This window comes from Haloferax sp. ATCC BAA-644 (genome assembly GCF_000336975.1).
GTDB classification, from domain to species: Archaea; Halobacteriota; Halobacteria; order Halobacteriales; family Haloferacaceae; genus Haloferax; species Haloferax volcanii.
The window spans coordinates 154,465-179,176 of sequence record NZ_AOLF01000021.1; the positions used below are offsets into that span (position 1 = coordinate 154,465).

Genomic DNA, 24,712 nt, shown 5'->3' on the forward strand with positions numbered 1-24,712 from the left:
CGAGGACGTGATTCTGACAACAAAATATTGTATAAAATATACAATATCATGGGGGACATGGGAATCTCCCCGATTTGAGAGATATTAATCCTGAGTCTAAAATAGCTTTTATTACACTTCTTAATTAGATAGTAACACATACACTACTGAATCGTATATTTAATACGATAACTGGTTAGGATTATTAGTTAAATGATTCGCATCGACGCGTCACCCGTGATGTATTATTGCGTATTTAATACTATTCTAATTGGTGCTCTCGGGAGACTGACTTCGCTATACACTCCCTGTGGAAGCTCGAAGTGAACGCCGTCCACCCGGTCGCGCGCGACGCTCCCCGGCGGCTACCGAGGCGAGAAAGCCCCCGCTACGTGCGGTCGAACTCGTCGTCGACCATCGCCAGCGCCCCGCCGGAGTTGAACAGCAGGCGGCTCACGACCACCCACGTCGGCACCGCGAGGACGACCAACGCGACGGTACTCGCCACGGGCGACAGCGGCGGCAACAGCCCGCGGTAGAACCACACGATGGCGAACGTCAGGACGATGCGGAGCATCGGCTTGACGGCGACGCTCATCTGTCGTCGTCACCCCGGCCGTCGGTGACGAGCGTCGGCTCGGCGTCGAAGTTCTCGATGCTGAACCGCTCGTCGACGCCCTGCGCGGCGCTCGGGACGCCCGCGCCGGTCTCGAACTCGTCGACGTGGATGCAGGCGGCCTTGTGGCCGCCGGTCGCGCCCGCCACGTCGTCCAGCGTCGGGTCGACCGACGTGCACTCCTCGGTCGCCGCGGGGCACCGCGGGTTGAACGAACAGCCCGACGGCGGGTCGAGCGGCGAGGGCACCTCGCCTTCGAGCACCTGTCGTTGCCGGGCGAGTTCAGGCACCGGCTGGGGAATCGCGCCCAACAGCGCCCGCGTGTAGGGGTGCTGGGGGTTCGAAAACAGCTCGTCGGCGTCCGCGAGTTCGACGATTTCTCCGAGGTACATCACGGCGACGCGGTCGCAGACGTGACGAATCACGCTGAGGTCGTGGGCGATGAACAGAAGCGTCAGGTCGAACTCCTCCTGCAAATCGTCGAGGAGGTTGAGAATCTGCGCCTGAATCGACACGTCGAGCGCGGAGACGGGTTCGTCGGCGACGATGAAGTCCGGGTCGACCGCGAGCGCGCGGGCGATGCCGACGCGCTGGCGCTGGCCNGTCGAGCGCGGAGACGGGTTCGTCGGCGACGATGAAGTCCGGGTCGACCGCGAGCGCGCGGGCGATGCCGACGCGCTGGCGCTGGCCGCCGGAGAACTCGTGGGGGTAGCGGTTGGAGTACTGCGGCGGCAGGCCGACCGTCTCCATGAGTTCGTCCACGCGAGCGTCGCGTTCGCCCTCGTAGAGGCCGTGAATCTCCATCGGCTGTTTGATGATTTGGCCGACGGTCTTCCGGCGGTTGAGGCTCGACGCGGGGTCCTGAAAGACGATTTGGATGCGCTTTCGCATCTCCGTCATCTCCCGGTCCGACAGCGCCGTCAGGTCGGTGCCGTCGTAGCTGACCGTCCCTTTCGTGGGCTCGTCCAACCGGAGGACCGACCGCGCGGTCGTCGACTTACCGGAGCCGGACTCGCCGACGAGCCCGAGCGTCTCGCCGCGCTCGATATCGAAGGAGACGCCGTTGACGGCTTTCACCGTCTCGTCGGCTCCGAGCAGGCGGTCGATGAAGCCGTCGTTCTGGGTGAAGTGCTTGTGGAGCCCCGAGACGGACAACAGCGGGTCGTCGCTCATCGCAACTCACCTCCGTCGGTCGCGGGGGCCGCGGGGCCGCCGCCGTCCGCCTCGGCGCGCTCCGTCTCGATGGCCGACGGCGAGAGGTCGTAGCCGCGGGCGTGGAGACACGCCGCCTCCCGGCCGGGTTCGACCTCCCGCAGTTCGGGGTCGTACGACTCGCACTCGGCGGTCGCGTGGGGACACCGCGGGTGGAACGAACAGCCCGACGGCAGGTCGGTGAGGTTCGGCACGTCGCCCTCGACGGGCGTCAGCCGGTCGGTGTCGTCGGTCAGCCGCGGAATCGACCGCATGAGGCCGCGGGTGTAGGGGTGCCGCGGGTTCTCGAAGAGGTCGTCCACGCCGGCGCGCTCGACGACGCGGCCGCCGTAGGCGACGGCGACGCGGTCGCAGGTCCCGGCGACGACGCCGAGGTCGTGCGTGATGAGGATGATGCTCATCCCGTACTTCTCCTGGAGTTCGTCGAGGACGTTGAATATCTGCGTCTCGATGGTCACGTCGAGCGCCGTCGTGGGTTCGTCGGCGATGAGCACGTCCGGCTCGCAGGAGATTGCCATCGCCAGCAGCGCGCGCTGACGCATCCCGCCGGAGAACTGGTGGGGGTAGTTGTCCACGCGCGAGGTCGGTTCGGGGATGCCCACGTCGGCCATGAGTTCGATGGTCCGCTCGCGGGCCGCCGCGTCCGACACGTCCTGGTGGGTCTTGATGACCCGGCTGATCTGGTCGCCGACGGTGAACACGGGGTTGAGGCTCGTCATCGGGTCTTGGAACATCATCGCGATGTCGTTGCCCCGAATCGACCGCATCTCCACCTCGCTCTTTTCGAGCAGGTCGTCGCCGCGGTAGCGGACGCTCCCCCGCTCGATGCGACCGGGGCTGTCCACGAGTTGGAGCATCGACAGCGCGGTCACGGACTTGCCGGAGCCCGACTCACCGACGATGCCCAGCGTCTCGCCCTCGTAGAGGTCGAACGACGAGCCGTCGACGGCCTCGACCGTCCCCTCGTCGGTGTAGAACCGCGTGACGAGGTCGCGGATTTCGAGTACCGGCTGTTCGTCCGGGTCGGCGCTCATCGCTCGCCTCCGTCGTTGCGGGGGTCGAGCGCGTCGCGCAGGCCGTCTCCGAGTAGGTTGAACCCGAGGATAGTGACGACGATGACGAGTCCGGGGAACACCGAGTACCACCACTCGCCGCTGTAAAGGTAGCCGCGGGCGTTCGACAGCATCAGCCCGAGGCTCGCGTTCGGCGGCTGGATGCCCAGTCCGAGGAACGACAGCGCGGCGCTGGCGAGGACGGCCGTCCCCATGTAGAGCGTCCCCTGGACCACGACGGTCGGCAGGGTGTTGACGGCGATGTCCTTCACGAGGATGTGTCGGTCGCTCGCGCCGAGGGACTTCGCGGCGTCGATGTAGTCTTCTTCCATCTCCTTGAGGACGGACCCGCGCATGACGCGCGCGAAACTCGGGATGTAGACGACGCCGATGACGGCGATGACCTTCACGATGTTCGGGAGCGTAAAGGAGCCGTACTCCGTGCTTCCCACCCCGAGCACGCCGAGCACCGCGATGGCGAGGATGAGACTCGGGAAGGAAAACAGGATGTCCATGAAGCGCATGATGACCTCGTCGACCCAGGTGTTGCGGTAGTAGCCGGCGATTGCGCCGGCGGTCACGCCGAGCGCCATCGCGAAGCCGACGACGCCGAGCGAGACGGTCATCAGCGTCCGCAACCCGTAGATGATGCGCGAGAGGATGTCCCGGCCGTGGTGGTCGGTGCCGAGGTAGGCCGTCGTCGTGCCGACGACCTCGCCGGCGCCGTTCTCGACGAGCATCTCGGTGCCCATCGGCATCGGGTTGTGTTCGCCGTCCGGTGCCTCGAACTGCGTCGTCGGGTCGTGGGGGGCGAGAAACGGCGCGAACAGCGCGGTCAGGAGCATCGTGAGGATAATCGCGCTCCCCACGAGCGAGAGGGTGTTCTGGCGGAACTCCTTCCAGAACATCTCGAACTGACTGTGGTGCGTGCCGGGGGCTTGCGCGGCGGGCACCGCCTCGTCCGTCTGGTCTGTCGTTGCCATGTTAGTTTCCATCGTGTCTGATGCGGGGGTCGAGGTAGGCGTACAGCACGTCCACCGCGAGGTTCGCGAAGACGAACACGCTCGCGATGAACAGGATGAGCGCCTGGATGATGCGGTAGTCGCGGCGGTCGATGGCCAGTATCAGGAGCTTCCCGATACCGGGGAGATTGAACACCGTCTCGGTCAGAATCGCGCCGTTCATCAGTTGGCCGAGCCCGACGCCGATGACCGTCACGACGGGGATGAGCGCGTTCTTCGAGGCGTCCTTGAGGACGATTTCGCGCGCGCCGATGCCCATCGCGCGGGCGGTCTTGACGTAATCCTGACTGAGCGTGTCCAGCATCTCCGAGCGCATCATCCGGGCGATGAGCGCGGAGTAGGCCGTCCCGAGCGTGACGACCGGGAGGAACAGCTGTTGGAGGTTCGCCACCGGGTCGACCCACGGCGGCGTCCAGCCGCCGGTCGCCCACGGGAACGAAAACTGCACCGCGAATATCATGATGAGGATGATGCCCAGCCAGAAATCGGGAATCGAGATGCCCGACAGCGCGGCGATGCGCGCGGCGTGGTCCGCGGGCTTGTCCTTGCGGACGGCGCTGATGATGCCCGCCGGGATGGCGATGAGAATCGCCGTAATCATGCTGAGAATCGACAGCTCGACCGTCAGCGGAATGCGCTCGACGATGATGTCGGTCACGGGCGTTCCCTGCTGGACCGTCCACGACACGCCGAAGTCGCCTTGGATGGCGTCGAGCATCCACAGGCCGTACTGGACGTACAGCGGGCGGTTGAGCCCCATCTCCAGCCGAATCTGCCTGACGAGCTCCTCGCTGCTGAGCGGGCCGAGCATCACTCGCACCGGACCGCCCGGCGCGAGATGGACGAGCGCGAAGACGACGACGCTCACCCCGAGGAGGACGGGCAGGCTCAACAGCAGGCGCTTGAGGACGAACCGGAACATGCTCACGGCTGAGTCACCTCCCGGGTCGCCGCTGGAAATCGACGGGGCTGGCGCGAACGCGTGTGCATCTGTTCGTCACTCACCCTTCGAGACGAAGCGGTAGTTGTCCTGGAACGTGCCCACGTCGTAGTCGTTGACGGCGTTGCGCCACGCTTCGAGCTTGTTCACGTAGGCGATGTCGATCTGGATGCCGTGTTCGACGAGGTACTCCTCCAGTTCCCAGACGATTTCCTTCTGTTCCTGTTCGTCCGTCGAGGCCTGCGCCTCGCGGAGCTTCGAGACGTACCACTCGTGGCCGTTCGAGAAGTCGCCGTCGGCGTCTTCGGGCGCGGCGGGGCCGCTCGGCGCGTAGATGTCTTCGAGGTCGTCCGACGGGTGGTGCCAGTTGTTGTGGTTGTGGTTGTTGTCGGCGTAGCCGGCGTCGAGCCACGACGTGGCGACCGGAATCGACTGCGCCCAGTCTTCCATCGCGGCGTGCCACGTGTCCGTGCTGTACACTTGGTTGAGGAGCGTGGACTTGTCGACGGCGGTGACGCTGGCTTCGATGCCGATTTCAGACAGCTGGTTCTGGATGACGACGGCCTCGTCTTTGAACCACGAGCCCTTGGTGGCGATGATGTCCATCTCGAAGCCGTCGGGGTTGCCCGCGAGTTCGAGTTCTTTCTTGGCCTTCTCGGGGTCGTACATCTGCATCTCCTTGAGCTTCGGCGAGGTCCAGTCGCTGTCGGGGTACCACGGTCCCTTCTGGACCGCGCCCTGCCCGTAGAACACCTCGTCGAGAATCTCCTCGCGGTCGATGCCGAACAGCACCGCGCGGCGGTTGTGCCGGTTGCTCATCGGGTTGCCCTCCGACTCCATCAGATTCACGTACAGCACCTGCGTGAAGTTGCCGGGGACGGACTCGGTCGTGATGTCGGGCTGGCCGCTGAGGCTCTCGAAGTCCTTCGGGGGGACCTTGTCCGTCAGGTCGAGCTGGCCCGAGCGGAGGTTCGCGAGGCGCGTGGAGTCCTCGCCGATGAAGTCGAACTTGAACTCGTCGACGGCGGGCGCACCCTCCTTCCAGTAGTCCTCGTTCTTTTCGAGGAGGACGTGACTCCCGCTTTTCCACTCGACGAATTTGAACGCGCCGGTGCCCGCGCCGGAGGGGTCCTGCGTGAGGTCGGTCGCGAGGCCGCTGGGTCCCTTCCCGTCTGCGGTGTCGCCGCGGGAGCCCTCGGGAACGATACCCTCCAGGCCGCGCGTGAGCCACCAGTTGAGCGTCCCGAACGGCTGAGAGAGGTTGAGCCGGAGCGTCCGGTCACCGACGATTTCGGTATCCTCGACGAACGGGAGGCGGCTCTTGACCGGCGACTTGTTGTCGGGGTTGAGAATCCAGTCGACGGAGTACTTGAAGTCCTCGACGGTCACTTCGTCGCCGTTGTGGAACGTGATGCCCTCGCGGAGCGTGTATTCGAAGGCGGTCCCGCCGTCGACGGGGTCGGGAACCTCGGTCACGAGTCCGGGCTGGAGTTCGGAGTCGGGCGTCAGTTCGATGACCTCGTCGTAGATGAGGCCGCCGATGGTGCTGGTCGCGGTGTCCGTCCAGAGCGCGGGGTCGAAGTTCCACGGCTCCGCGGCGAGCGCGACGTTGACGCGGACGGTCTCTCCCGAGTTGCCCGACGAACTGCTGTCGGTGCTCCCGCCGCTCGTCTCGGTTCCGTCGGAACCGCCGGAACCACCGGCGTCACCGCCGGTACAGCCCGCAAACGCGGTCGCGCCGACCGCGCTCGCGGCCGCAATAAATTGCCGTCTGTCCATGTTTATCTCGGTAATGTTGTCGTCTGACATTGTTTTCTGGAGCTACGTACACACCCTTGTAGCGGTACGCGTGATACCTTAGCTCATGAAACACCGTTATTTATAGCTTTGGTAACCTCTCACAATATTGGTACTATATCGCAATGGAGCCGTGCGCGTTCGTTGTGCTACCGCTTCCCAAACAGTTTAACGGGGTGGTTGCAATGTCGGCTTCATGGCGTACGCCAGCACGCTCTCCCTGCGAGAGTTACGACAGGACCTTCACGCTCACCCCGAGTCCGGGTGGAAGGAGTTCCGCACGACCGCCCTCATCGCCGCCGCGCTCGACGACCGCGAGTTCACGCTTCACCTCGGCTCGGACGCCGTCGCCGAAGACGAGCGACTGGGCGTCCCCGACGACGACGCGGTCGCGGCCGCAGTCGAACGCGCACGCGAGGAAGGCGCACCCGAAGCCTATCTCGACCAGATGGGCGGTGTTACGGGTCTCGTCGCCGAGAAGCGCTTCGGAAACGGGCCGACCGTCGGCGTCCGCGTCGACATGGACGCCCTCGAACGCACCGAGTCGAGCGACGAGGAACACCGCCCCGCGAAGCTGGGCTTCGCGAGCACGCACCCCAACGAGATGCACGCGTGCGGCCACGACGGCCACACCGCCATCGGGCTCGGAATCGCCCGCGCTCTCGACGACGACGGCGGGTTCGACGGCACGCTCCGACTGTTCTTCCAGCCGGCGGAGGAGGGCGGCCGCGGCGGCAAACCGATGAGCGAGACCGACCTGCTCGCGGATATCGACTACTTCCTCGCGCTCCACCTCGGCCTCGGCAACCCCACGGGAACCGTCATCGCCGCCTACGAGAACCCGCTTTCGAACGCGAAACTCGACGTGACATTCGAGGGCGCACCGAGCCACGCGGGCAACGCGCCCAACGAGGGGCGCAACGCGCTCCACGCGGCGACCGCGGCGGTCCAGAACCTCTACGGGATTCCGCGCCACGCCGACGGGGCGACCCGCATCAACGTCGGGAAGTTCGAATCGCCCAACCCGCAGAACATCATCGCCGAGGAGGCGCGCCTCCGCGTCGAGGTCCGCGGCGGGACCGCCGACCTGAACGAGTACATGCTCGACAAGGCCCGGCGCGTCCTCGACCACGCCGCGGGCATGCACGACGTGTCGGTCGAGACGGGGCTGTACGGGAAGACGGCGACGTTCACCGCCGACGACGAGATGATAGAGGCCGTCCTCGCGTCGGCGGCCGACCTCGACGGCGTGACCGAGACGGTTCCGCGACTCGACATCGGGGGCAGCGAGGACGCCTCCTACCTCATCCGGCGCGTGCAGGAACACGGCGGGAAGGCGACCTACGTCGGCATCGGCGCGAGCAACGAGTTCGGCCACCACACCTCGCGGTTCGACATCGACGAAGACGCCCTCGACATCGGCGTCGACGTGGTGTGTCAGACGATTCGCGCACTCTAACGCGGCGGTCCGACCCGGCTGTTCGACCCCAACCAGCCGCGGGTGTCGCCACCCGTCGCCGCGGTCTCCCCGTAGAACCTGCCACGAACACGCACAACTATTATCCGCTGTTCGCGAGTTGAGCCGCACATGCAGGCCTCCCAGCAACGACTCCGCGAGGACATCGAAGCGAACGCCCGTTTCGGTGACATCGACGCGCCGGCGGGACGCGGCCGCACCGTCCTGACCGGGAGCGACGCAGACCGCCGCGCCCGCGAGTTCCTCGTCGAGCGACTGCGCGACGCCGACCTCTCGGTCCGCATCGACGCCGTGGGAACCATCGCGGGGCGGTGGGTTCCCGACGGGGCCGACCCCGACGCGGCCCCCGTCGCCGCCGGCAGTCACCTCGATTCGGTCCCGGAGGGGGGCATCTTCGACGGCCCGCTCGGCGTCTACGCGGCGCTCGAAGCGGTGCGGACGCTCCAAGAACGAGACGCCGGCGCGAGCCTCGACCGCCCAATCGACGTCGTCTCGTTCACCGAAGAGGAGGGCGCGCGCTTCTCGCACGGCCTGCTCGGGTCGTCGGTGGCGACCGGCGCGCGCGACGCCGACGACGCGCTCGCGCTCCGCGACGCCGACGGCACGACGCTCGACGCCCACCTCGACGCCATCGGCTTCCGCGGGACCGACACCATCGACGCCGCGGCGTGGGACGCGTGGGCCGAACTCCACATCGAACAGGGGACGGTGCTGGAGTCCGCGGGCGCGGGGGTCGGCGTCGTCGACGCCATCACCGGCATCACGACCTGTGCGGCCGACATCGTGGGCGAGGCCGACCACGCGGGCGCGACGCCGATGGACGAGCGCCGCGACGCGCTCGTCGCCGCCAGCGAGTTCGTCGTCGACGTCCGGGCCGCGGCCGACGACGTGGCGCAGAACCAGAGTTCGACCGCCGTGGGGACCGTCGGCCAGTTCGACGTGGCCCCGAACGCGCGCAACATCGTCCCCGGCGAGGTCACGCTCCAGATGGACATCCGCGACGTGGACTACCGCGCGATGGACGCCATCGCCGAGCGGGCCGAGGCCGCGCTCGACGAACTCGAAGCCGCCCACCCGGTCGAGACGAGCTTCGACCGCTACCGCGACCAGCGCCCGAGTCGGATGGCCGACGACTGCGTCGCCGCCGCCCTCGACGCCGCCGCGACCGAGGATATCGACGCGAAACGGATGCACTCCGCGGCGATGCACGATACTGCAAATGTTGCCGGCGTCACCGATGCCGTGCTCCTGTTCGCGCCGTCGGCGGACGGCCTCTCGCACAACCCGCGCGAATGGACCGACTGGGCGGACTGCGCGACCGCGGCGTCGGTTCTCGCTGGAACGCTCGCACGCCTCGCCGGCGCGTGAGTCGCGGCCGACGGCCTGCTCCCGTGTGACTAATTCTTTGTTTTCAGTCGTTTCACGGCCAGGTTCGCGCCTCTGCCGCGATTTCGTCGCGGCCGCGTCGCCTGTCTCGATATGTGACACGCGGCTCCGAATCACCCCGTGTTTCGCGTGGAACCTCGTATCCCGGCAGTGCGTGGGCGCTCGAACGCGAAGCGTGGTTTTCCGTGCCGCGTCGGTCGAATCCTCGTCCCGTGAGTTATCGGATTACGCCCGAGAATCACGCAGCTACGCGCTCTACTCCGGGTGTTGTCACCATATGCAATCGCTCTCTACGCCGTATGCGGCGCGACCGCACACAGCGACGCCGAGCGGTCGGATATCGAGTGCGAAGCCGATTCCACGTATCCGACAGTTGATGAGGGTCCGGCGACGGGCGTCGCTTCGGGTGTGTCTCGGTCCTGTCGGGCCTGTCTCGGGTCGCGCGCTCGTTCACACGCCAGTCGGGTTCCGGTCGTCCCACGGGGCGTCGCTTGCTGGACAATCATCGAGCGATAGCGGCTCTGATAGCCGGTCCCAACACCGATTCCCCTCGTCCGAGTTCGATTGCAAGATATTCGGAACAGCTATCACACCAGATAGACGTTCTGGTAGCATGCCCGAGAACCCCAACACCGATGCGCCGTCCCGCACGCTGAGCACGGTGGACACGGCGGTCAGCGTCGTCCGGGCGCTCGAGAAGTTGAACGGGGCGCGCGTCGCGGAGTTAGTCGACTACCTGGACCTCTCGAAGTCCACGGTGTACAACCACCTTGCGACCCTGCGGAAGAACAACCTCGTCGCCAAGGAGGGCGACAGCTACCACCTCAGCCTCCAGTTCCTACTTCTGGGCGAGTACGTGCGCAACCAGCAGATACTCTACCAGGTCGGCAAGGAGGAGGTCGAAGCGCTCGCGGAGAAGACCGGCGAGTACGCCCACCTCTCGACCGAGCAGCACGGCCTGCGTATCAGTCTGCTCAAGGTGCGCGGCGAGCGCGCCGTCGGCAGTCAGTACCAGCGCTCGAAGATTCAGCGCCCTGACAATCTCCACGCGTCGTCGACCGGGAAGGCCATCCTCGCGTTCCTCCCGCGCAGTCGCGTCGAGGAAATCGTCGACCAACACGGCCTCCCGGCGAAGACCGACGCGACCATCACCGACCGCGACGCGCTGTTCGACGAACTCGACGCCATCCGCGATCGAGGGTACGCCTGCAACGACGAGGAGGAAATCGAGGGACTCCGCGCGGTCGGCGCGCCGATTCGCGACCGCAACGGCACCGTCCTCGGCGCGCTGAGCGTCTCCGGGCCGACGAGTCGCATCAAGGGCGAGCAGTTCCGCGACACCATCCCAGAAATGGTCACGAGCACGGCCAACATCATCGAGGTGAACATGAACATGGCCGCGCGGAGTTCGAACGCCGGGCGCTTCGACTGAGCCGCACCGGCCGACTTCCATGACATCGANAGCGTGTCATGTCACACGGGTTCTCGCGCGCTCTGGCGTCCAACGTCCTCGACCAACTCGGTTTGGTGGAACCGACACGCCGTCGCAGACCGCGGACAGCTGCTCGCTCCGCCATCAAAAATATCCGAAATAGTATATTTAGAGAGTACTATCAAAATACTGTATTTTCGGCCGGGTCTCCGATGCCGAACTCGAAATCCGTAGTGTCGTATTTCTGCGCCTAAAACGCGACTATTGGGTGCTTCGATCGCAAGCGCAGCGAATGAACAGAGACGAGCTATTGTCTAGATCCCTTTGTAATTTAGGACAAATATCGAATTTATTCTAACTTCTCCTAAAAAGCAAGCATACTAGTTCGAATATAACGATATATGACAAATATTGGCTCAGCCTCTGCTGTCCTAATTCATCTAGAAAAAATATATATCCTATATCTGTTAGTTTGGCTCCCGACGAGTTCATTCTTCGGCGTCTCCAGTGGGTGACGGACCGCCGGCTCGACGACTGGTTTTCGGAACTGCATCGTGTCAGGCGCAGAAACAGGTCACGCCAGCACTCGCGACTCGCCGCGACGCCGATACATCGGGACCGTCAGTCCAACCGCGCTTCCAACGACTCGACGAGCGAGTCGTTGCCGATGTAGACCGGGACGCGGTCGTGAATGCCCTCGGGCGTTCCCGAGAGGAGCGACTGTTCGCCGTCGGACGACTGCCCGCCGGCGCACTCGATGATGTAGCCGATGGGGAAGCCCTCGAACTGCTGGCGGAGTTTGCCGCCCGGCGCGTCGGTCTGTGCGGGGTACGCGAAGACGCCGCCGTAGTGGAGAATCTGGTTCACGTCGCCGATCATCGACCCGCCGTAGCGGAGCTTCATCCCCTCGGTGCGTTCGGTCTCGCGGGCGAACGCCTCGAACTCGTCGAACCAGCGGTTGACGCGGCCGCCGAAGCTGAAGATGGCGGGGTCGTCGGGCAGCGTCAACTCCTCGCGGAGCGGACGCTTGATACCCGATTCGAGGATGTACTCGCTGACGACGCCGTCGCGGGCGGCCACGAGCGTCGTCACCGGGCCGTAGAGGATGTAGCCCGCGGCGAGCAGGTTCTCGCCGCCCGTGGGGAGCGGTTCGTCGTAAATGCTGTACAGCGTCCCCATCACGTTGTTCGGCTTCAGGTTCGTCGACCCGTCGAGCGGGTCGAGCGCGACCGAAACCCCCTCGCCGATGTCGATGACGTCGGGGCGCTCCTCGCTGGCGTACTCGCCGACGCCGTCGAGAGGTCGGAGGCGCTTCAACAGCAGTTCGTCGGCGTAGGTGTCGGCTTCCAGTTGGCGCTCGCCGCTCGGGTTCGTGCCCTCCTCGTAGACGCGCCGGCCGGGCAGCCCCGCCCGAATCGACGGCGCGGCCGCACAGAGCGTCTCGACGACGGCGTCGACCACGTCGTCCTCCCGACTCGATTCGTCTATCATGCGTTCGATACACCCCGCGGAGTCGGGGATGCGTCGAAGCGGTTCGACGGGACGCCGACGGGCGGCGCGCGGACGGGCGTCGGGGTGGTCGTCATTACCTACTGGTCCCGTGGACGAAGTATAGTTCTGTCCCCGCGTGTAAGCGTTGCACCGCGCCCACGACGGAGTTGGCGGCGGGTTTTCGACTCGGGCGCTGGTAGAATCCGCGATGTACTGTGTCGGTGAGACGGGCCTTCTGCATCGGGGCCCGTCCCCATATATATGGTCTCTCCGAACGGTGCAGTCGAATATGGTCGAGGCGGTTAGAACTATCTTCGGGGTAGTTATTCTTGCTAGCTCGTTGTGGTTTGGCTCCCGAGCGATTACCGCCGGGATGCTCTCGCATTCGATGTCGGTGTCCGAGGCCGAGAGTCCATCAACGCTCGTCGGTGGCGAGACAGCCGCGATTGAGGGAACGGTGAAGGTCAGGAGCGAACCCCCACTAAGCAACGCTTTTCGGATTGATGAGGGGGCGTCGATTGGTGCGTACGTGTGGCGGCTCAAGGAATCCGAGTCGTATAACTACAACCTTGATGCCGAAGAGCCCGGGGCGGATATGAATCTGATTACGTATGCATCCGGAATCGAGTCTGGAACGTTTACCGTCGACGACGGTCAACACGAGGTTCGTATCGACACAGGCTGGTTGGCTCAGACCCACGGCAGCGCCGACATCACAACGGTGTCTTCGGATTGGACGGTATCGACCTGGCTGTCGAAGCGTAGCTGGAAATCGCAGCACATCCACCTAGAGGACCACTGGATTGTCACGCCCGTTGCCGATGTAGATGGCTTGGACGCGGGCGCCGACGACGAGAGCCTCGATGAGACGTACTTTGAGGCGAGAGCTATCCTCGACGGCGAGGAGTTGGCCGTCTGCGGGGAAGTCACGGTTGAGCAGGGAAGGCCCGTACTCCACGGGAGCGACGAGACGCCGCTGGTGCTTTCTGATCACGGGTTTGATGACTTCCGCAGTAGTCTTCGTCGGCAGGCCCTGAGGTACGGACTGGCCTCGGGCGGATTTGCGGTCATCGCCGCTCTCGCGTTGGGAAGCGGACTGGGAATCGGTTGAAACTGACGGCGTCTAGTGGCGCACCGCGCCGGCGCAAGGTCCCTCACGCATCTGTCAGAGAGAACAGATAGAGAAACAGGAGAATCGAACTACCAAACGTTACTGCGCCGTACAGAAGCACAGATTTCCACGAGGAGGTTCGGCTGAACCACTTCGACACGAGAGTCCCGATTGCTGACAGTCCCAGAGGGGCAGACACAATCGGCAGACCTTCTAACGAGAGATAGCCGCCAACGACTTCCACAGCAATCGTTGTCGAGAGGAGTCCACAACAGAGAGCGAGGGGGACAGCGGTGGACCGTCGGTTACTCGTCAACTCCATATCGAGACGTGGCAATCAAATATAATAAATTAGTTGTTGCTACGTGGAAGCAGATTACTGCGCGGCAAACAGCCGTTCGAACACGACCGTCGGGAACTGCGGTTCGAGTCGGCTCGGCGGCCGCCCTTTCCGGTCGACGCGCTCCGCCGTGACTCGGCGGGTGATGCCGTCTTCGGCGAGTTCGTAGAGGATGCGTTTGACCGTCGTCGCCGAGAGGTCGACCGATTTGGCGATGTGCTGGCTCGTCGCCTGCACCGATTGCTGTTGGTCGGGGCGCAACGTGAGGAGTTCGTGGAGCACCTGTTGGCGGTTCTCCGGGAGCGAGAACACGCGGCCGAGCGAGACGCAGGGTCGGGGGACCGCGGCGATTCCGGCGGCGACGTCGGCGGCCGTGATGCTCCGGTGTCGGTTGCGGACCGCTTCGTCGGCCGCGCCGAACAGCGCCGCGAGCGCGTCGTGAGCGTCGCCGTCGGCCCACTCGGCGATGTCGCGAGCGAGTCGGTGGTCGAGCGTCCGCCGCGACCCGGCCGCCGACACTCGCGTCATCAGCACGTCGACGAGCACCTGACTCTGGTACGGTTCGAACTGAATCGCGCCGGCCGTGTAGTCGGTCAGCACCGTCTCGTCGGGCGGCGCGCGCCCGATAGCCAGCCAACTGACTTTGCTCGGAAGCCCGGCACAGAGGTCGACGAACGCCTCGCCGTCGAGCGTCCCCGGCTCTTCGAGGTGGTCGACGGCGACGACGGCACCCGTCTTCGGGCCGCCGAGCGCGGCCTTGAGCCGCGACTGGAGCGCCTCGGTCTTGATACCCTGCTTGGGCACGGACTCATCGACGAGCGCGTCGAGCACGGCGTGATAGAACGCGAACGCGCTCGTCGTCTCGCGCGCGTCGACGTAGACGAACCGCGGCGCGAACGTCGCCTGCACGCGGGTCGTCGTGTGGATGGCGGCGTTGTTGACGCTCGACGCGCGGACGAGATGGTCGAACAGCGCCGTCACGACCGCCGACTTCCCCGACCCCTTGGGTCCGTAGACGTAGGCGTTCGGCGGGAGATGGCCGTCGAACACCGGGTCGAGGTAGTCGAGCAGTCGCTCTAACACCGGTCCGCAGTTCACCGGGTCGTCGGTGTGCGCGACCGGCGAGAGCGAGTCGTAATCGACGAGGAGGCGAGGCTCACCGTCCCGGCGTTGCCGACGTTGGATCCTCGCTTCGATGTCCATGTCGTAGTGGTAGTTCCGAAATGGGAGGTATATCAGTTCTGACTGCTTACGGCTGCGGTCCGTCTGTGGTCGCCCGGTCGTCGAACGTGTTCGGGGCAATCGACTCGGTAGTCTCCCGCGAGGTTCGAGGTGTATGGCAGACACCACCCTCGACGTGCGCGACCTCCCACCGGCGGAGCGCCATCCGAAGATTCACGCCGCGTTCGACGACCTCGACGCCGGCGAGTCGCTGACGATTCTCAACGACCACGACCCGAAGCCGCTGTTCTACGAGATGCAGGCCGAAGTCGACGCGTTCGACGCCGACAACTACACGGTCGAACAACGCGCTCCCGACGAGTTCGCGGCGACGTTCCCGAAGCGGTAGCGCCGCGGTCGCGGGTCGCGGCCGCGAGTCGTACTCCCTGCCCCGACCCGTCTCCGCCGTTTCTCCACTCTCGTCGAATATGTTCGGCGTCACCGGTAGGGCTTCGCGCCGCGCTAGTCCGCGTATGAGCGTCATTCCCGCCGATGTCGACGCGGCCCGACAGCCTCCGATGACGATTCCGCTCCGGCACTTCGTCGTCGCGCTCGGCTTCCTCGCGGCCGCGGTGGGCCTCCGGGTCGCCCTCGTCGTCGGCGTCGCTCCCGGTGCCGCCCGCCTCGCGCACGTCCACCTCCTGCTCGCGGGGTGGGTGTGCGTCACCATCATGGGCGCGATGACGCAGTTCGTCCCGGTCTGGTCCGGCGTCGACCTCTACTCCCGGCGACTCGCGACCACGCAGTTGTGGGTCGTCAGCGTCGGTCTCGCCGGCCTCGCGGGATGCTTCCTCCTCGGGGCGTTCGCGTGGCTCCCCGTCTTCGGTGCCGTCGCGCTCCTCGGCTTCTGGACGTTCGCCTACAACGTCGCGCGCACGCTCTCCCGACTCGACGGCTCCGACGTGACCGAGCGCCACTTCGGCCTCGCACTCGGCTTTCTCGCGGTCGTCACCGCGCTCGGCTTCCTGCTCGCGGTCGACTTCACGCGCCCGCTTTTCGCCGGCGTCGGCGCGAGTCACGCGAGCGTCCGCGCGGCCCACGTCACGCTCGCCGTCTTCGGCGTCGTCGTGACGACCGTCGTCGGCGCGCTCTATCAGCTCGCGACGATGTTCACCCAGACGAAGCTCCGCGGCGTCGACGTGTGGCTCCGCCGCGTCGAGGAGGTCGGCTACCCCGTCGGTGTCGTCACGCTCGCCGGGGGGCGACTCGTCTCCGACCCGACGCTCGCGCGAGTCGGCGGCGCGCTCGTCGCCCTCTCGCTGCTCGGAATCGCCGCGATTCTCGCCCGGCGACTCGTCGAGTCGGCGGTCGATTGGACGCCCATGCTCACCCGGTACGCCGTCGCGGCCGTCGCGCTCGCCGGGTGGGCCGTCCTGACGCTCCCCGCGTGGCTCGCTGACCCGCTGGCGGGGGACCGCCTGTTCGGCGCGCCGGGAACCGGGTCGCTGTTCCGGCTCGGCTTCGTCGGCTTCGTCGTGCTCGGGACGCTCTACCACGTCGTCCCCTTCATCGTCTGGGTCCACCGATACAGCGACCGCCTCGGCCTCGAACCCGTGCCAATGCTCGACGACCTCTACGACGCCCGCCTCGCCCGCCTCGATTTCGGTCTCGTCGTCTCGGGCGTCGCCGCCGTCGTCGCACGCGACCTCGTCGGTCTCTCCCCGGTAGCCGAGACGGCGGGCTGGGCGCTCGTGTTCGCCGGTGTGGCGGCGTTCGCTGCGAACCTCCTGCGAGTTATCTGGCTCCACAGCCCGCAATCGCTGGTCGGCGGCGCGGCCGCGTCGGCTGGCGGTGCGGACGACGGCGCTGACTGAGTCGGCGCGTCAGGGACGGTCTCGAACTCACTCACATCCCGAGCAGTTCGGGTGCAAGAAAGAGGAGTGCGAGCAGGCACGTCAGGACGAGAACCGCCACGACGCGCAGGCCGCCGGCCGCTCGTCGTCGGTCCTCCGGGAGCGACTCCGCGAGTCCGGACAGGGCGGTCCCGGCTATCATGAACAGCAGCCAGCTCCCCGACAGAGACTGTTCCACGACCGCGTACTGCCAATACAGCCCCGAGAAGACGAGCGCGCCAGAGAGCTGGACGACTGGAAAGAGGCCGCCGGTGGGTTCGCTGAACAGGGTTTCGTCAACTATGGAGGGCATTGAACGCGTCATCGCCCGCGAGGGTGAAAAGAGCACCTGCCTTCGCCACCTCGGTCGCGCTCGCGCTGGCTCTCGTTCACATCCGGTCGCTTCCGGCCCCGCGCCCCCCGAACGTGTTCGGCCGCAGGCTTACCGACCGTGCGGTCGACGACTCACTCGTGATGCCAGAACACGCCGCGCTCGACGACCTCCCGCCGCAGATGCACGCGCCCGTTTTCGAGACCGACCGTCCGAAAACCGTCAGACTCCGCCTCGAAGCCGGCGACGAGGTGCCGGCGCACTCCCACCCCGGGTTCGATATCGTCTTCCACGTCGTCACCGGCCGGATGGAACTCGCGCTCGACGGCGAGACGCACGAGGTCGCGGCGGGAGAGCTGCTGCGGTTCGGCGGCGACCGAGATATCTCGCCGCGCGCGCCGGTTGACAGCACCGCGGTACTGGTGTTCGCGCCGGCCGGTGACGACTGAACTGCGGGCTCACGACGAACGAAAAACGAACGCCTACTGCTTTTCGCCCGACAGCCGGTTCAGCGCCGCCTCGAACTCCTCGGACAGCGAGACCGGTTCAGGTTCGTCCTTGTCGCCTTCGCCCGTCGGCGTCCCGGTATCGGGGACCGAGTCGTCCGTCTCCGCCGGCGCGTCAGCCGGGTCCATCGCGTCGAGTTCCGCGTTGATGGCGTCTGCCTGCTGGTGCATCGGCGCGACACGGACTCGGACGCGGTCGTAGTCGTGGCGGTCGTCGAGGCCGTTCCACGCCCGGAACGCGCCGACGGTGAGCGTCTTCGACTGCGGGCAAAACGGCGTCGTCGGCGTGAACTCCGCGAGAAGCACCGACGGGTCGTCTCGGTCCTCCGCGTAGCGGAACCCCGCGTTCGGGTGGCGCCGGTCGAGGTTCAGCCGCGCGAGGTTGTAGCCGAACGTCACGTCGTAGACGCCGCGTGCTTCGAACAGGTCGCGGGCGACCCGGTGGACGGCGACGTGGTCGTCGCCGTCGAGGACGCGGTGGCCGTCGAGGAAGGCGTCCGGGGCGGGCAGGTGTTCGGGGACGAACTGGTCGATATCGTCGAAGCGGTCGGCCCGCGACCCGCCACCGAACAGGGATGGGATGTCTGGCATGGTTCGAAGTGGGGTCGCCACGGGCGTAGGCCCACCCCCGAACACGTTCAATTCACTGTTCGTCGGCGCTCGTCGCGGTCGTGGCACGGGTCGATGGTGCTTGGTGCTGTCAAAATTCGTCGTCGCGGGACGGGAGCTACGTGTGGACGGGCCAAAGAGCGGCACAGACAGCCCGGACACGGTTCGGAGCGCAGGTCACCGAAATATCGCCACGACGGAGACGGCTCCGGACGCACTCATCTCCGATTTATCAATCGCTGAAGCCGGTCGCGAACGTCGTCCGCGGAGTCGTAAATCTCGTTGTCGACCGAGGCGAGTACCTCGTGGATGGGCTTCGACCCACCTTGCGTTTCGACCTCGTAGTCGCCGTAGTTCTCGACGAGTTGCTCCGTCGTGGTCGGATAGTCCTGAATTTCAAGCGCATCGTCGAGGTCACCGAGCTGCTCCCCGGGGGCGGGTTCGTCGGCGCGGTCACGCGCCTCTTGGAGCGCTCGTTCGCGCTGGCGCTGTTCTTCGTTGGCCGCTTGCTTGTTTCGGCCCTGTTTGTCGTCTGGCATCCTTGGCACTTCGAAAGCGAACGGGATAATGCTGTGGCCGATTCTCGGTAGTCGCTTCCGACACGCGGGTTCTGTTAGCTCCGGCGGGGGTCAACAGCGTCAGGCAGAAAACCGGTCAGTCCGGGGACGCCCGGTCGGTGCCGGCGCTCCGTTGCGGTCGGAACGGTCGAGTACACGATGGATGCCAACCGGCCTCGGAGTAGCTTTATTTTCGGCCCGATACGGTACACCACTTGCGGAACGATGCGTGCTCACCAATCGCTCGAAATCCTCGTCGTGGCTATCCTCTACATCTGCGTGTTTGTGATAGTCGTCGGACCTGCGCTTGATTCGATAGCCGGCTTGGAAACGCTCTCGGTGGATGCTACGAGGGGCGTTGAACGCACATGGGACTTAGTCTCGAAGCCACAGGGCTGGATTCTCTGTCTCGGCTACGTCCCAGTTCATTTCGCGTACCTGTTCGTCCGCGCACGACTCGCCGGTGAATCGGTTGATTCCTACTGGGACTGACAACCGCCACGACGTGTACTACGCCTCGCTGAACACAGAGTGCGAGTCGGTCACTAGCGACTCGTTGGCGAAATATATTACACGTCCACCAGTACTCGTTCACGTATGCGTTGCAACCAGCGTCTGCCCTCTATCGATGACTGACGTCAACGACGAGTTCGGTAGTGTGTGGGGTGGCGTGAGTACGCTGCTAGTCGCAGTACTCGCCATCGGCGTCTTCGTATTCTTGACGAACCCGACCAATACTGGTGGAGTTATCGCCGGAATCGTTTTGGCCCTTATTGGTCTTGCACAGGTTCTTGCCCCTCGTATCTCGCCGTGGTTCAAACGCCTTAGCCGTCACTGGATTGGCCTGTGTTGGATACTCGTCGGTGGCGGGATAGCGACTCTCGGGCTTGTTGCCTCGTCAACAGCCGGAACGCTCGTCGGTGGAGTTGTACTCGGGGCACTGTTCATACTCTTTGGAAGCGCTGTTGTATTCGGTCGTTGATATCGCCCTCTAAGCGTTGCACGCGTGTTCTCTCAACACCGAGCGGTTCCGACAGAGACGGACGAAAAACAGCGATCAATGGTTGCCAGTCGGTGCAACGGCGCTACTGCGGGTCAGGGTCGGGGTCGAATATCTCGGGGTCTTCCGGTCCCTCGGCGCGGACGACCGCCATACAGCCCTTGCGGACGACGCGGGACAGCGAGTGGTCGACGAGCTTGAAGTCGCCGGGGACGGGCGAACTCATCGTCGCGATGGTCGTGCTCCCCGGCGGCACCTGTCGCGTCTGGATGTGGGTCTGCGGGTCGGTCGTCAGCGACCCCTCGGGGTAGAGCGTCTCCCAGACGCTTCCGATGGGGTGGAAGCTACTGGAGAGGTTCGGCCCCCCGTCGACGAAGTACACCCGGACCGTCTCGTCGAGGCCGACCGTCGCGGCCGGCCCCCGGCCGTTGGGCGTCCACGCGTACTTCTCGCCGTTCATGAGGACGTACGTCGGGTCCTCGTTCCGCATGGCCTCGTAGTCGAAGGCGTGTTGGCCCTCCTCGCCGGCGTCCTTGTCGGTGTAGAGTTCGTGCTGGCCGAGGTATATCTCGTGGTCGACCTCGGGCATCCCCTCCGGCGGCTCGACGAGGATGAGCCCGAACATCCCGGCGCTGATGTGCATGTCCATGTTCGGCACGGCGCAGTGGTAGATGTACGCGCCGGGGTAGGTCGCCTTGAACCGCAGATGTGCCGTCTCGCCGGGGTTCGTCATCGTCGCTTCCGCGCCGCCGCCGGGACCGGCGACCGCGTGGAAGTCGACGTTGTGCGGCATGGTGTTCTCCTCGGGGTTCTCGAACGTCACGTTCACCGTGTCGCCCTGCCGGACGCGGACGAGCGGGCCGGGAACCTGCCCGTTGTACGTCGTGTAGGTGAACGTCACGCCGTCTTCGACCTCCGCGGTCACCTCCTCCGGCCGGAGCGTCACGTCGACCTCGGCGGGCTCGCTCCGGTCGATTGGACCGGGGATATCCGTCGGGTCGGCCGCGACTTGGTCCACCAGGTTCGTCGAACCCTGTTGTGTCGGTTCCTCCGTCTCGTCGAGCGACTGCGCGGCGGTCGGCGATTTCGTCGCACAGCCGGCGAGCGATGCGACGCCGCCGAGTCCGAGCCACTGGAGCGTCCGCCGCCGGGTCGTGGATAGCATCTGTGTCTCCCTCCGGTTGAATCGAGTGCCCGGATACTGGTATAAACGGACACTGGTTGTCCGGGTTGGAGACGCGCTCCGAACATCTTCGCGAACCGTACCACGCCGTGAGACGCGGAGAGGCGCGGTCGCTAACGAGCGCGCGAATCCCGAGCAGACGAACGGGGGTTCAGTCGTCGCCGACGAAGCGGTCGCGGCGGTACCGACACTGCTCGCAGAAGAACTGCGCGAGTCCCGCCGGCTGCGTGCCGGTGAAGGCCATCTCGGAGCCGCAGTCGGGGCACCATTCGGAGTGGGTGGTATTCGTGTGGTCTGAACTCATACCACGTACAAACGCATGGGGTATTATTACATTAACGATTATGCCAAATTAGGCACGACCGACACGTTTCGGGTCGAAAACGGTGCCGCTCCCGGCGCTGACGAGGGGCACGCAGGAGGGGTGTCGGAGACCGCCCCGACTCAGGGCTCCCAAATCGCGGTGACGACGCCCTCGTCGCGCTCGGCGGAGCAGTAGGCGAATCCCCGGTCGTCGAGCTTCGGGTAGAGGAACTTCGGCTCGCGGTCGTTAAGCTGGACGAATACGGTTTCGCCGTCGAGGTCGGTGAGGCGGTTCATCGTCTCCGTGAGGGGTTCCGGCGGCGGCAGCTCCCGCACGTCGAGGAAGTCCACCGCTCGCTCGGTCGGTGCGTCGAGTCCGTCGAGGTACGCCTCGTGGTCCATATGCGTGTCGTGGGGGCGACAGCGCAGGAAGCTCACCCCGAACGTGTTCGATTCGGTTTCCCCGGCCAGTCGGCCGAACACGTTCGGGGCGTGGCTCACCTTCCGCGACGCCGAACCGCACGACAAGAGCCATGTCTCGACCGCCACACGTCGACACCGACGCCGACGCCGAAGCCAACACCGACGCGGAGAGTGACGCCGGCGCGCCGCCGACGGCGACCGCCCCGCCGGACCCGTCGAGCATCGACACCTCGCGGCGGCCGTTCGTCCTCATCTGGGAGATCACGCAGGCGTGCGACCTCGCGTGCGACCACTGCCGGGCCGATGCGACGCCCGCGCGACACCCCGACGAACTGACCACCGCCGAAGGAAAACGCCTGCTCGACCAGGCCCGCGAGTTCGGCCCGGGCCAACTCGTCGTCCTCTCCGGCGGCGACCCGCTGGCGCGCTCGGACCTCGTGGAGCTCGTCGGGTACGGAACCGACCTCGGCCTCCGGATGACGCTCACCCCGAGCGGAACGTCGTCGCTGACGCCCGAAACGGTCGCAGACCTCGCCGACGCGGGCGTCAGGCGCATGGCGCTCAGCCTCGACGGCGCGACCGCGGCGTCGCACGACGCCTTCCGGGGAGAAGACGGGAGCTTCGACCAGACCGTCGCGGCCGCCCGCGCGGCCCGCGAGGCCGGCCTCCCGCTCCAGATAAACACGACCGTCTGCGCCGAGACGGTCGACGAACTCCCGGCGCTCTGCGACCTCGTGGCCGACCTCGGGGCGGTGCTCTGGTCCGTGTTCTTCCTCGTCCCCGTCGGGCGCGGGCGCGTCCTCGATCCGATTTCCCCGGAGCGCGCCGAGCGTGTCATGGAGTGGCTGACCGAAGTGAGCGAGGAAGCCCCCTTCGGCGTCAAGACGACCGAAGCGCCCCACTACCGGAGGGTCGCCATCCAGCGCCGGCGTGACGCGAGCGACGCGCCCCCGACCGACGGCATCGGCCGCCGGCTCGGCATCACCGCGGGCGACGGCTTCGCCTTCGTCAGCCACACCGGCGAGCTGTTCCCGTCGGGCTTCCTCCCCGCGTCCGCCGGTTCGGTCCGCGACGGCGGCCTCGTCGAGCGATACCGCGAGAGCGACCTCTTCCGGTCGCTTCGGGACCGCGACGCCCTCGGCGGGAAGTGCGGCGCGTGCGAGTTCCGCCACGTCTGCGGCGGCAGTCGGTCGCGGGCGTACGCCCACACCGGCGACCCATTGGCGAGCGACCCGCTCTGTGAGTACGTGCCCGCCGACTACGACGGCCCGATGCCGACGACGCGGTCGGCGGGCGACTGACGCCTCGGCAGGTGGCGGCGCGCGGGAGACGACCCGAACACGTTCGGGATAACCGCTTGCATCCGTCGCCGCCGAGGTACACCTGATGACGAGCGACTCCAATCTCACGAGACGGCGCTTCACGGCACTGACTGCGACGGCGGCGCTGTCGACGGCGCTCGCCGGCTGTTCCGGCTCCGACGGCGGCGCCGCGAACGCGGCCGAGGCGGACGGCGACGACGCGACGACCGCCGAATCGACCCCGGAGCCGACGACCGACTCCGGCGAAACGACCGACGCGGAGAGCGGGTCCGGCGGCGGGAGCGCCCCGCAGTTCGACGGCTGGTTCGACAACGTGGACAACTACGACGGCGTGGTTGACGAGACGGGGAGTTCGACGGTGACGGTGACGGTCGGTGCGCAGGCCAACGGCGGGGCGTTCGGCTTCGGCCCGGCCGCCGTGCGCGTCTCACCGGGCACCACGGTCGTCTGGGAATGGAACGGCGAGGGCGGCTCGCACAACGTCGCCGCCGACGACGGGAGCTTCGAATCGGAGTTGGCGGGTAGTAGCGGCCACACGTTCGAACACACCTTCGAGGAGGCCGGGACGTACAAATACGCCTGTACGCCCCACGAGACGGTCGGGATGAAAGGCGCGGTCGTCGTCGAGTAGCGCCCGGTCACGTCGTTTTTCGGCCCGGTTTCGCCCGTCGTCGGTCGGTTCTCCACCGCCCGCGAACTTCTTCTCCCGGTACGACGAATCTCCCGTATGCCTCGGACCTCGGTCCTCGCCGCCGCGCGTCGTCGCCCGTCGCTCACGTTCGCCCTCGCGGGCGGTGCGTTCGCGCTCTGGTACGTGCTCGCTGAGCCGGTGGTCGCGTTGCTGACCGGCGGCGACCCGGCCGTCCCTTCCGGGCCGATGGCGGTGCTCGTCGCTGGAGGCTTTCTCGGCGGCGGCCTGCTCGCAAGCCTGCTCTGGCGGCGACTCGGCGGGCCGAACTCCCGAGTCCGCGGCGCGCTCGTCGGCGGCCTCGTGGGATTGCTCGCGCTCCCCGTCCCGATGTACCTGCTCGAATTCGCGGTGGTCGTGATGGAGGGCAGTCCGTTCGAAGCGCCGGTCGGGATGGGGCCGATGGCGGCGCTCGCGAGGGGTGTCGTCCTGTTTCTCGTCGTCCCGCTGTTGCTCGGGGCGCTGGGCGTGATTGCGACGCTCGGTGGAACGGTCGTCGTCGGGGCCGCGACGGGGCTGGCCCTCGCGTGGGAGTGAGTCGGGAGAGCCGACATCAAAGAGAAACCAGAACGCGTTAATCAGTCGTCGGCCGCGCTGTTGTGTGACAGTCATCTGATAGGTGTGGTGTGACACAGACAGAGGGTGAGTTTAGCACGCCATCGACATCCATTCAGGAAAAATTTCGAGGTAGGAGTCTTCACACTCTGCTCTACCAACAAACCTACAATCAAAACTGAGGTAGTGAGAATGTGCTACCGAATACCTCCGTTAAGTTGGCTCTCCTTGGAATTGCTATCTTGGTAGCAGGTGTCGGTGCTGTGGTTTGGGCAAGATATATTCTATCTTGGATACGCGATTCGAGGAACTGAAACCTCCTACACT

At 65.8% G+C, this 24,712-nt stretch carries 25 protein-coding genes and 1 pseudogene; 12 read left to right on the forward strand and 14 right to left on the reverse strand.

Translation table 11 applies throughout. The features are described from left to right. Positions 1-367 precede the first annotated feature (367 nt). The 6 genes and pseudogenes from C458_RS09450 to C458_RS09475 all read right to left on the reverse strand — a co-directional run bounded on the left by C458_RS09450 (position 368) and on the right by C458_RS09475 (position 6,630). On the reverse strand, positions 368-577 hold the full coding sequence (locus tag C458_RS09450; protein ID WP_008575208.1) for a hypothetical protein: 210 nt from the start codon (positions 575-577) through the stop codon (positions 368-370). After that, positions 574-1,768 (reverse strand): annotated as a pseudogene (locus C458_RS18880) (ABC transporter ATP-binding protein). The gene C458_RS09450 and the pseudogene C458_RS18880 overlap by 4 nt, the downstream one beginning before the upstream one ends. Then, complete coding sequence (locus C458_RS09460) at positions 1,765-2,841, reverse strand: ABC transporter ATP-binding protein (protein ID WP_008575210.1); 1,077 nt, start codon at positions 2,839-2,841, stop codon at positions 1,765-1,767. The pseudogene C458_RS18880 and the gene C458_RS09460 overlap by 4 nt, the downstream one beginning before the upstream one ends. Further along, positions 2,838-3,842 (reverse strand): ABC transporter permease, encoded by a 1,005-nt coding sequence (locus C458_RS09465; protein WP_008575211.1) that lies wholly within the window; start codon positions 3,840-3,842, stop codon positions 2,838-2,840. Before C458_RS09465 ends, C458_RS09460 begins: the two co-directional genes overlap by 4 nt. A gap of 1 nt (position 3,843) precedes the next feature. Then, positions 3,844-4,803 carry an ABC transporter permease gene (locus C458_RS09470; RefSeq protein WP_008575212.1) on the reverse strand — a complete coding sequence of 320 codons (960 nt, stop codon included), beginning with the start codon at positions 4,801-4,803 and terminating at the stop codon, positions 3,844-3,846. A gap of 75 nt (positions 4,804-4,878) precedes the next feature. After that, a complete protein-coding gene (locus C458_RS09475; protein ID WP_008575213.1) occupies positions 4,879-6,630 on the reverse strand; it encodes an ABC transporter substrate-binding protein in 1,752 nt (583 codons plus the stop codon). A gap of 184 nt (positions 6,631-6,814) precedes the next feature. On the opposite strand from C458_RS09475, the gene C458_RS09480 reads away from it, so the two are divergent. The 3 genes from C458_RS09480 (at position 6,815) to C458_RS09490 (ending at position 10,913) form a co-directional block, all read left to right on the forward strand. Beyond that, a complete protein-coding gene (locus C458_RS09480; RefSeq protein WP_008575214.1) occupies positions 6,815-8,077 on the forward strand; it encodes an amidohydrolase in 1,263 nt (420 codons plus the stop codon). Between the two features lie 129 nt (positions 8,078-8,206). Beyond that, positions 8,207-9,463 (forward strand): M20 family metallo-hydrolase, encoded by a 1,257-nt coding sequence (locus tag C458_RS09485; RefSeq protein ID WP_008575215.1) that lies wholly within the window; start codon positions 8,207-8,209, stop codon positions 9,461-9,463. Between the two features lie 631 nt (positions 9,464-10,094). After that, complete coding sequence (locus C458_RS09490; protein ID WP_008575216.1) at positions 10,095-10,913, forward strand: IclR family transcriptional regulator; 819 nt, start codon at positions 10,095-10,097, stop codon at positions 10,911-10,913. A 621-nt stretch (positions 10,914-11,534) separates the two neighbouring features. On the opposite strand, the gene C458_RS09495 is transcribed toward C458_RS09490, so the two are convergent. Beyond that, positions 11,535-12,404, reverse strand: a complete 870-nt coding sequence (locus C458_RS09495; RefSeq protein WP_008575217.1) for a class 1 fructose-bisphosphatase — start codon at positions 12,402-12,404, stop codon at positions 11,535-11,537. A gap of 289 nt (positions 12,405-12,693) precedes the next feature. Between C458_RS09495 and C458_RS09500 the strand changes: the two genes are divergently transcribed. Further along, a complete protein-coding gene (locus tag C458_RS09500) occupies positions 12,694-13,515 on the forward strand; it encodes a hypothetical protein (protein ID WP_008575219.1) in 822 nt (273 codons plus the stop codon). 376 nt (positions 13,516-13,891) lie between these two features. Here the strand turns inward: C458_RS09500 and C458_RS09505 are convergent, their stop codons facing one another. Continuing rightward, the gene (locus tag C458_RS09505) at positions 13,892-15,058 is read right to left on the reverse strand and encodes a Cdc6/Cdc18 family protein (protein WP_008575221.1); all 1,167 of its coding nucleotides are present in this window, start codon (positions 15,056-15,058) and stop codon (positions 13,892-13,894) included. 133 nt (positions 15,059-15,191) lie between these two features. On the opposite strand from C458_RS09505, the gene C458_RS09510 reads away from it, so the two are divergent. Continuing rightward, on the forward strand, positions 15,192-15,425 hold the full coding sequence (locus tag C458_RS09510; RefSeq protein ID WP_004062753.1) for a DUF2249 domain-containing protein: 234 nt from the start codon (positions 15,192-15,194) through the stop codon (positions 15,423-15,425). A gap of 124 nt (positions 15,426-15,549) precedes the next feature. Further along, positions 15,550-16,890 (forward strand): hypothetical protein, encoded by a 1,341-nt coding sequence (locus C458_RS09515; RefSeq protein ID WP_049896699.1) that lies wholly within the window; start codon positions 15,550-15,552, stop codon positions 16,888-16,890. 31 nt (positions 16,891-16,921) lie between these two features. Here C458_RS09515 and C458_RS09520 read toward each other — a convergent pair whose 3' ends face one another. Beyond that, positions 16,922-17,221 (reverse strand): hypothetical protein, encoded by a 300-nt coding sequence (locus C458_RS09520; protein ID WP_008575226.1) that lies wholly within the window; start codon positions 17,219-17,221, stop codon positions 16,922-16,924. A gap of 161 nt (positions 17,222-17,382) precedes the next feature. On the opposite strand from C458_RS09520, the gene C458_RS09525 reads away from it, so the two are divergent. Beyond that, positions 17,383-17,688 carry a cupin domain-containing protein gene (locus C458_RS09525; RefSeq protein WP_008575227.1) on the forward strand — a complete coding sequence of 102 codons (306 nt, stop codon included), beginning with the start codon at positions 17,383-17,385 and terminating at the stop codon, positions 17,686-17,688. 33 nt (positions 17,689-17,721) lie between these two features. Here C458_RS09525 and C458_RS09530 read toward each other — a convergent pair whose 3' ends face one another. Beyond that, a complete protein-coding gene (locus C458_RS09530; protein ID WP_008575229.1) occupies positions 17,722-18,336 on the reverse strand; it encodes a hypothetical protein in 615 nt (204 codons plus the stop codon). 236 nt (positions 18,337-18,572) lie between these two features. Then, the gene (locus C458_RS09535) at positions 18,573-18,893 is read right to left on the reverse strand and encodes a hypothetical protein (protein WP_008575231.1); all 321 of its coding nucleotides are present in this window, start codon (positions 18,891-18,893) and stop codon (positions 18,573-18,575) included. Between the two features lie 243 nt (positions 18,894-19,136). Here C458_RS09535 and C458_RS09540 point away from each other — a divergent pair, with 243 nt between their 5' ends. Then, a complete protein-coding gene (locus tag C458_RS09540) occupies positions 19,137-19,403 on the forward strand; it encodes a hypothetical protein (RefSeq protein WP_008575233.1) in 267 nt (88 codons plus the stop codon). Positions 19,404-19,539: 136 nt separating this feature from the next. Further along, the gene (locus tag C458_RS18125) at positions 19,540-19,893 is read left to right on the forward strand and encodes a hypothetical protein (RefSeq protein WP_152418131.1); all 354 of its coding nucleotides are present in this window, start codon (positions 19,540-19,542) and stop codon (positions 19,891-19,893) included. A 103-nt stretch (positions 19,894-19,996) separates the two neighbouring features. Here the strand turns inward: C458_RS18125 and nirK are convergent, their stop codons facing one another. The 3 genes from nirK to C458_RS09550 form a co-directional block, all read right to left on the reverse strand. Continuing rightward, entirely contained in the window at positions 19,997-21,076 is a 1,080-nt protein-coding gene (gene nirK / locus C458_RS09545; protein ID WP_008575234.1) for a copper-containing nitrite reductase, read from the reverse strand. A 169-nt stretch (positions 21,077-21,245) separates the two neighbouring features. Continuing rightward, positions 21,246-21,398 carry an HVO_2142 family zinc finger protein gene (locus tag C458_RS18255; protein WP_008096193.1) on the reverse strand — a complete coding sequence of 51 codons (153 nt, stop codon included), beginning with the start codon at positions 21,396-21,398 and terminating at the stop codon, positions 21,246-21,248. A gap of 140 nt (positions 21,399-21,538) precedes the next feature. Continuing rightward, entirely contained in the window at positions 21,539-21,898 is a 360-nt protein-coding gene (locus tag C458_RS09550) for a DUF2249 domain-containing protein (RefSeq protein WP_008575235.1), read from the reverse strand. A 32-nt stretch (positions 21,899-21,930) separates the two neighbouring features. Here C458_RS09550 and C458_RS09555 point away from each other — a divergent pair, with 32 nt between their 5' ends. The 3 genes from C458_RS09555 (at position 21,931) to C458_RS09565 (ending at position 24,367) form a co-directional block, all read left to right on the forward strand. Then, positions 21,931-23,121 (forward strand): TIGR04053 family radical SAM/SPASM domain-containing protein, encoded by a 1,191-nt coding sequence (locus tag C458_RS09555; protein WP_008575236.1) that lies wholly within the window; start codon positions 21,931-21,933, stop codon positions 23,119-23,121. A gap of 85 nt (positions 23,122-23,206) precedes the next feature. After that, positions 23,207-23,773 carry a halocyanin domain-containing protein gene (locus C458_RS09560; RefSeq protein WP_008575237.1) on the forward strand — a complete coding sequence of 189 codons (567 nt, stop codon included), beginning with the start codon at positions 23,207-23,209 and terminating at the stop codon, positions 23,771-23,773. A 96-nt stretch (positions 23,774-23,869) separates the two neighbouring features. After that, positions 23,870-24,367: a hypothetical protein gene (locus tag C458_RS09565; RefSeq protein WP_008575238.1), complete on the forward strand. Its 498-nt coding sequence runs from the start codon at positions 23,870-23,872 to the stop codon at positions 24,365-24,367. Positions 24,368-24,712: the final 345 nt, after the last annotated feature.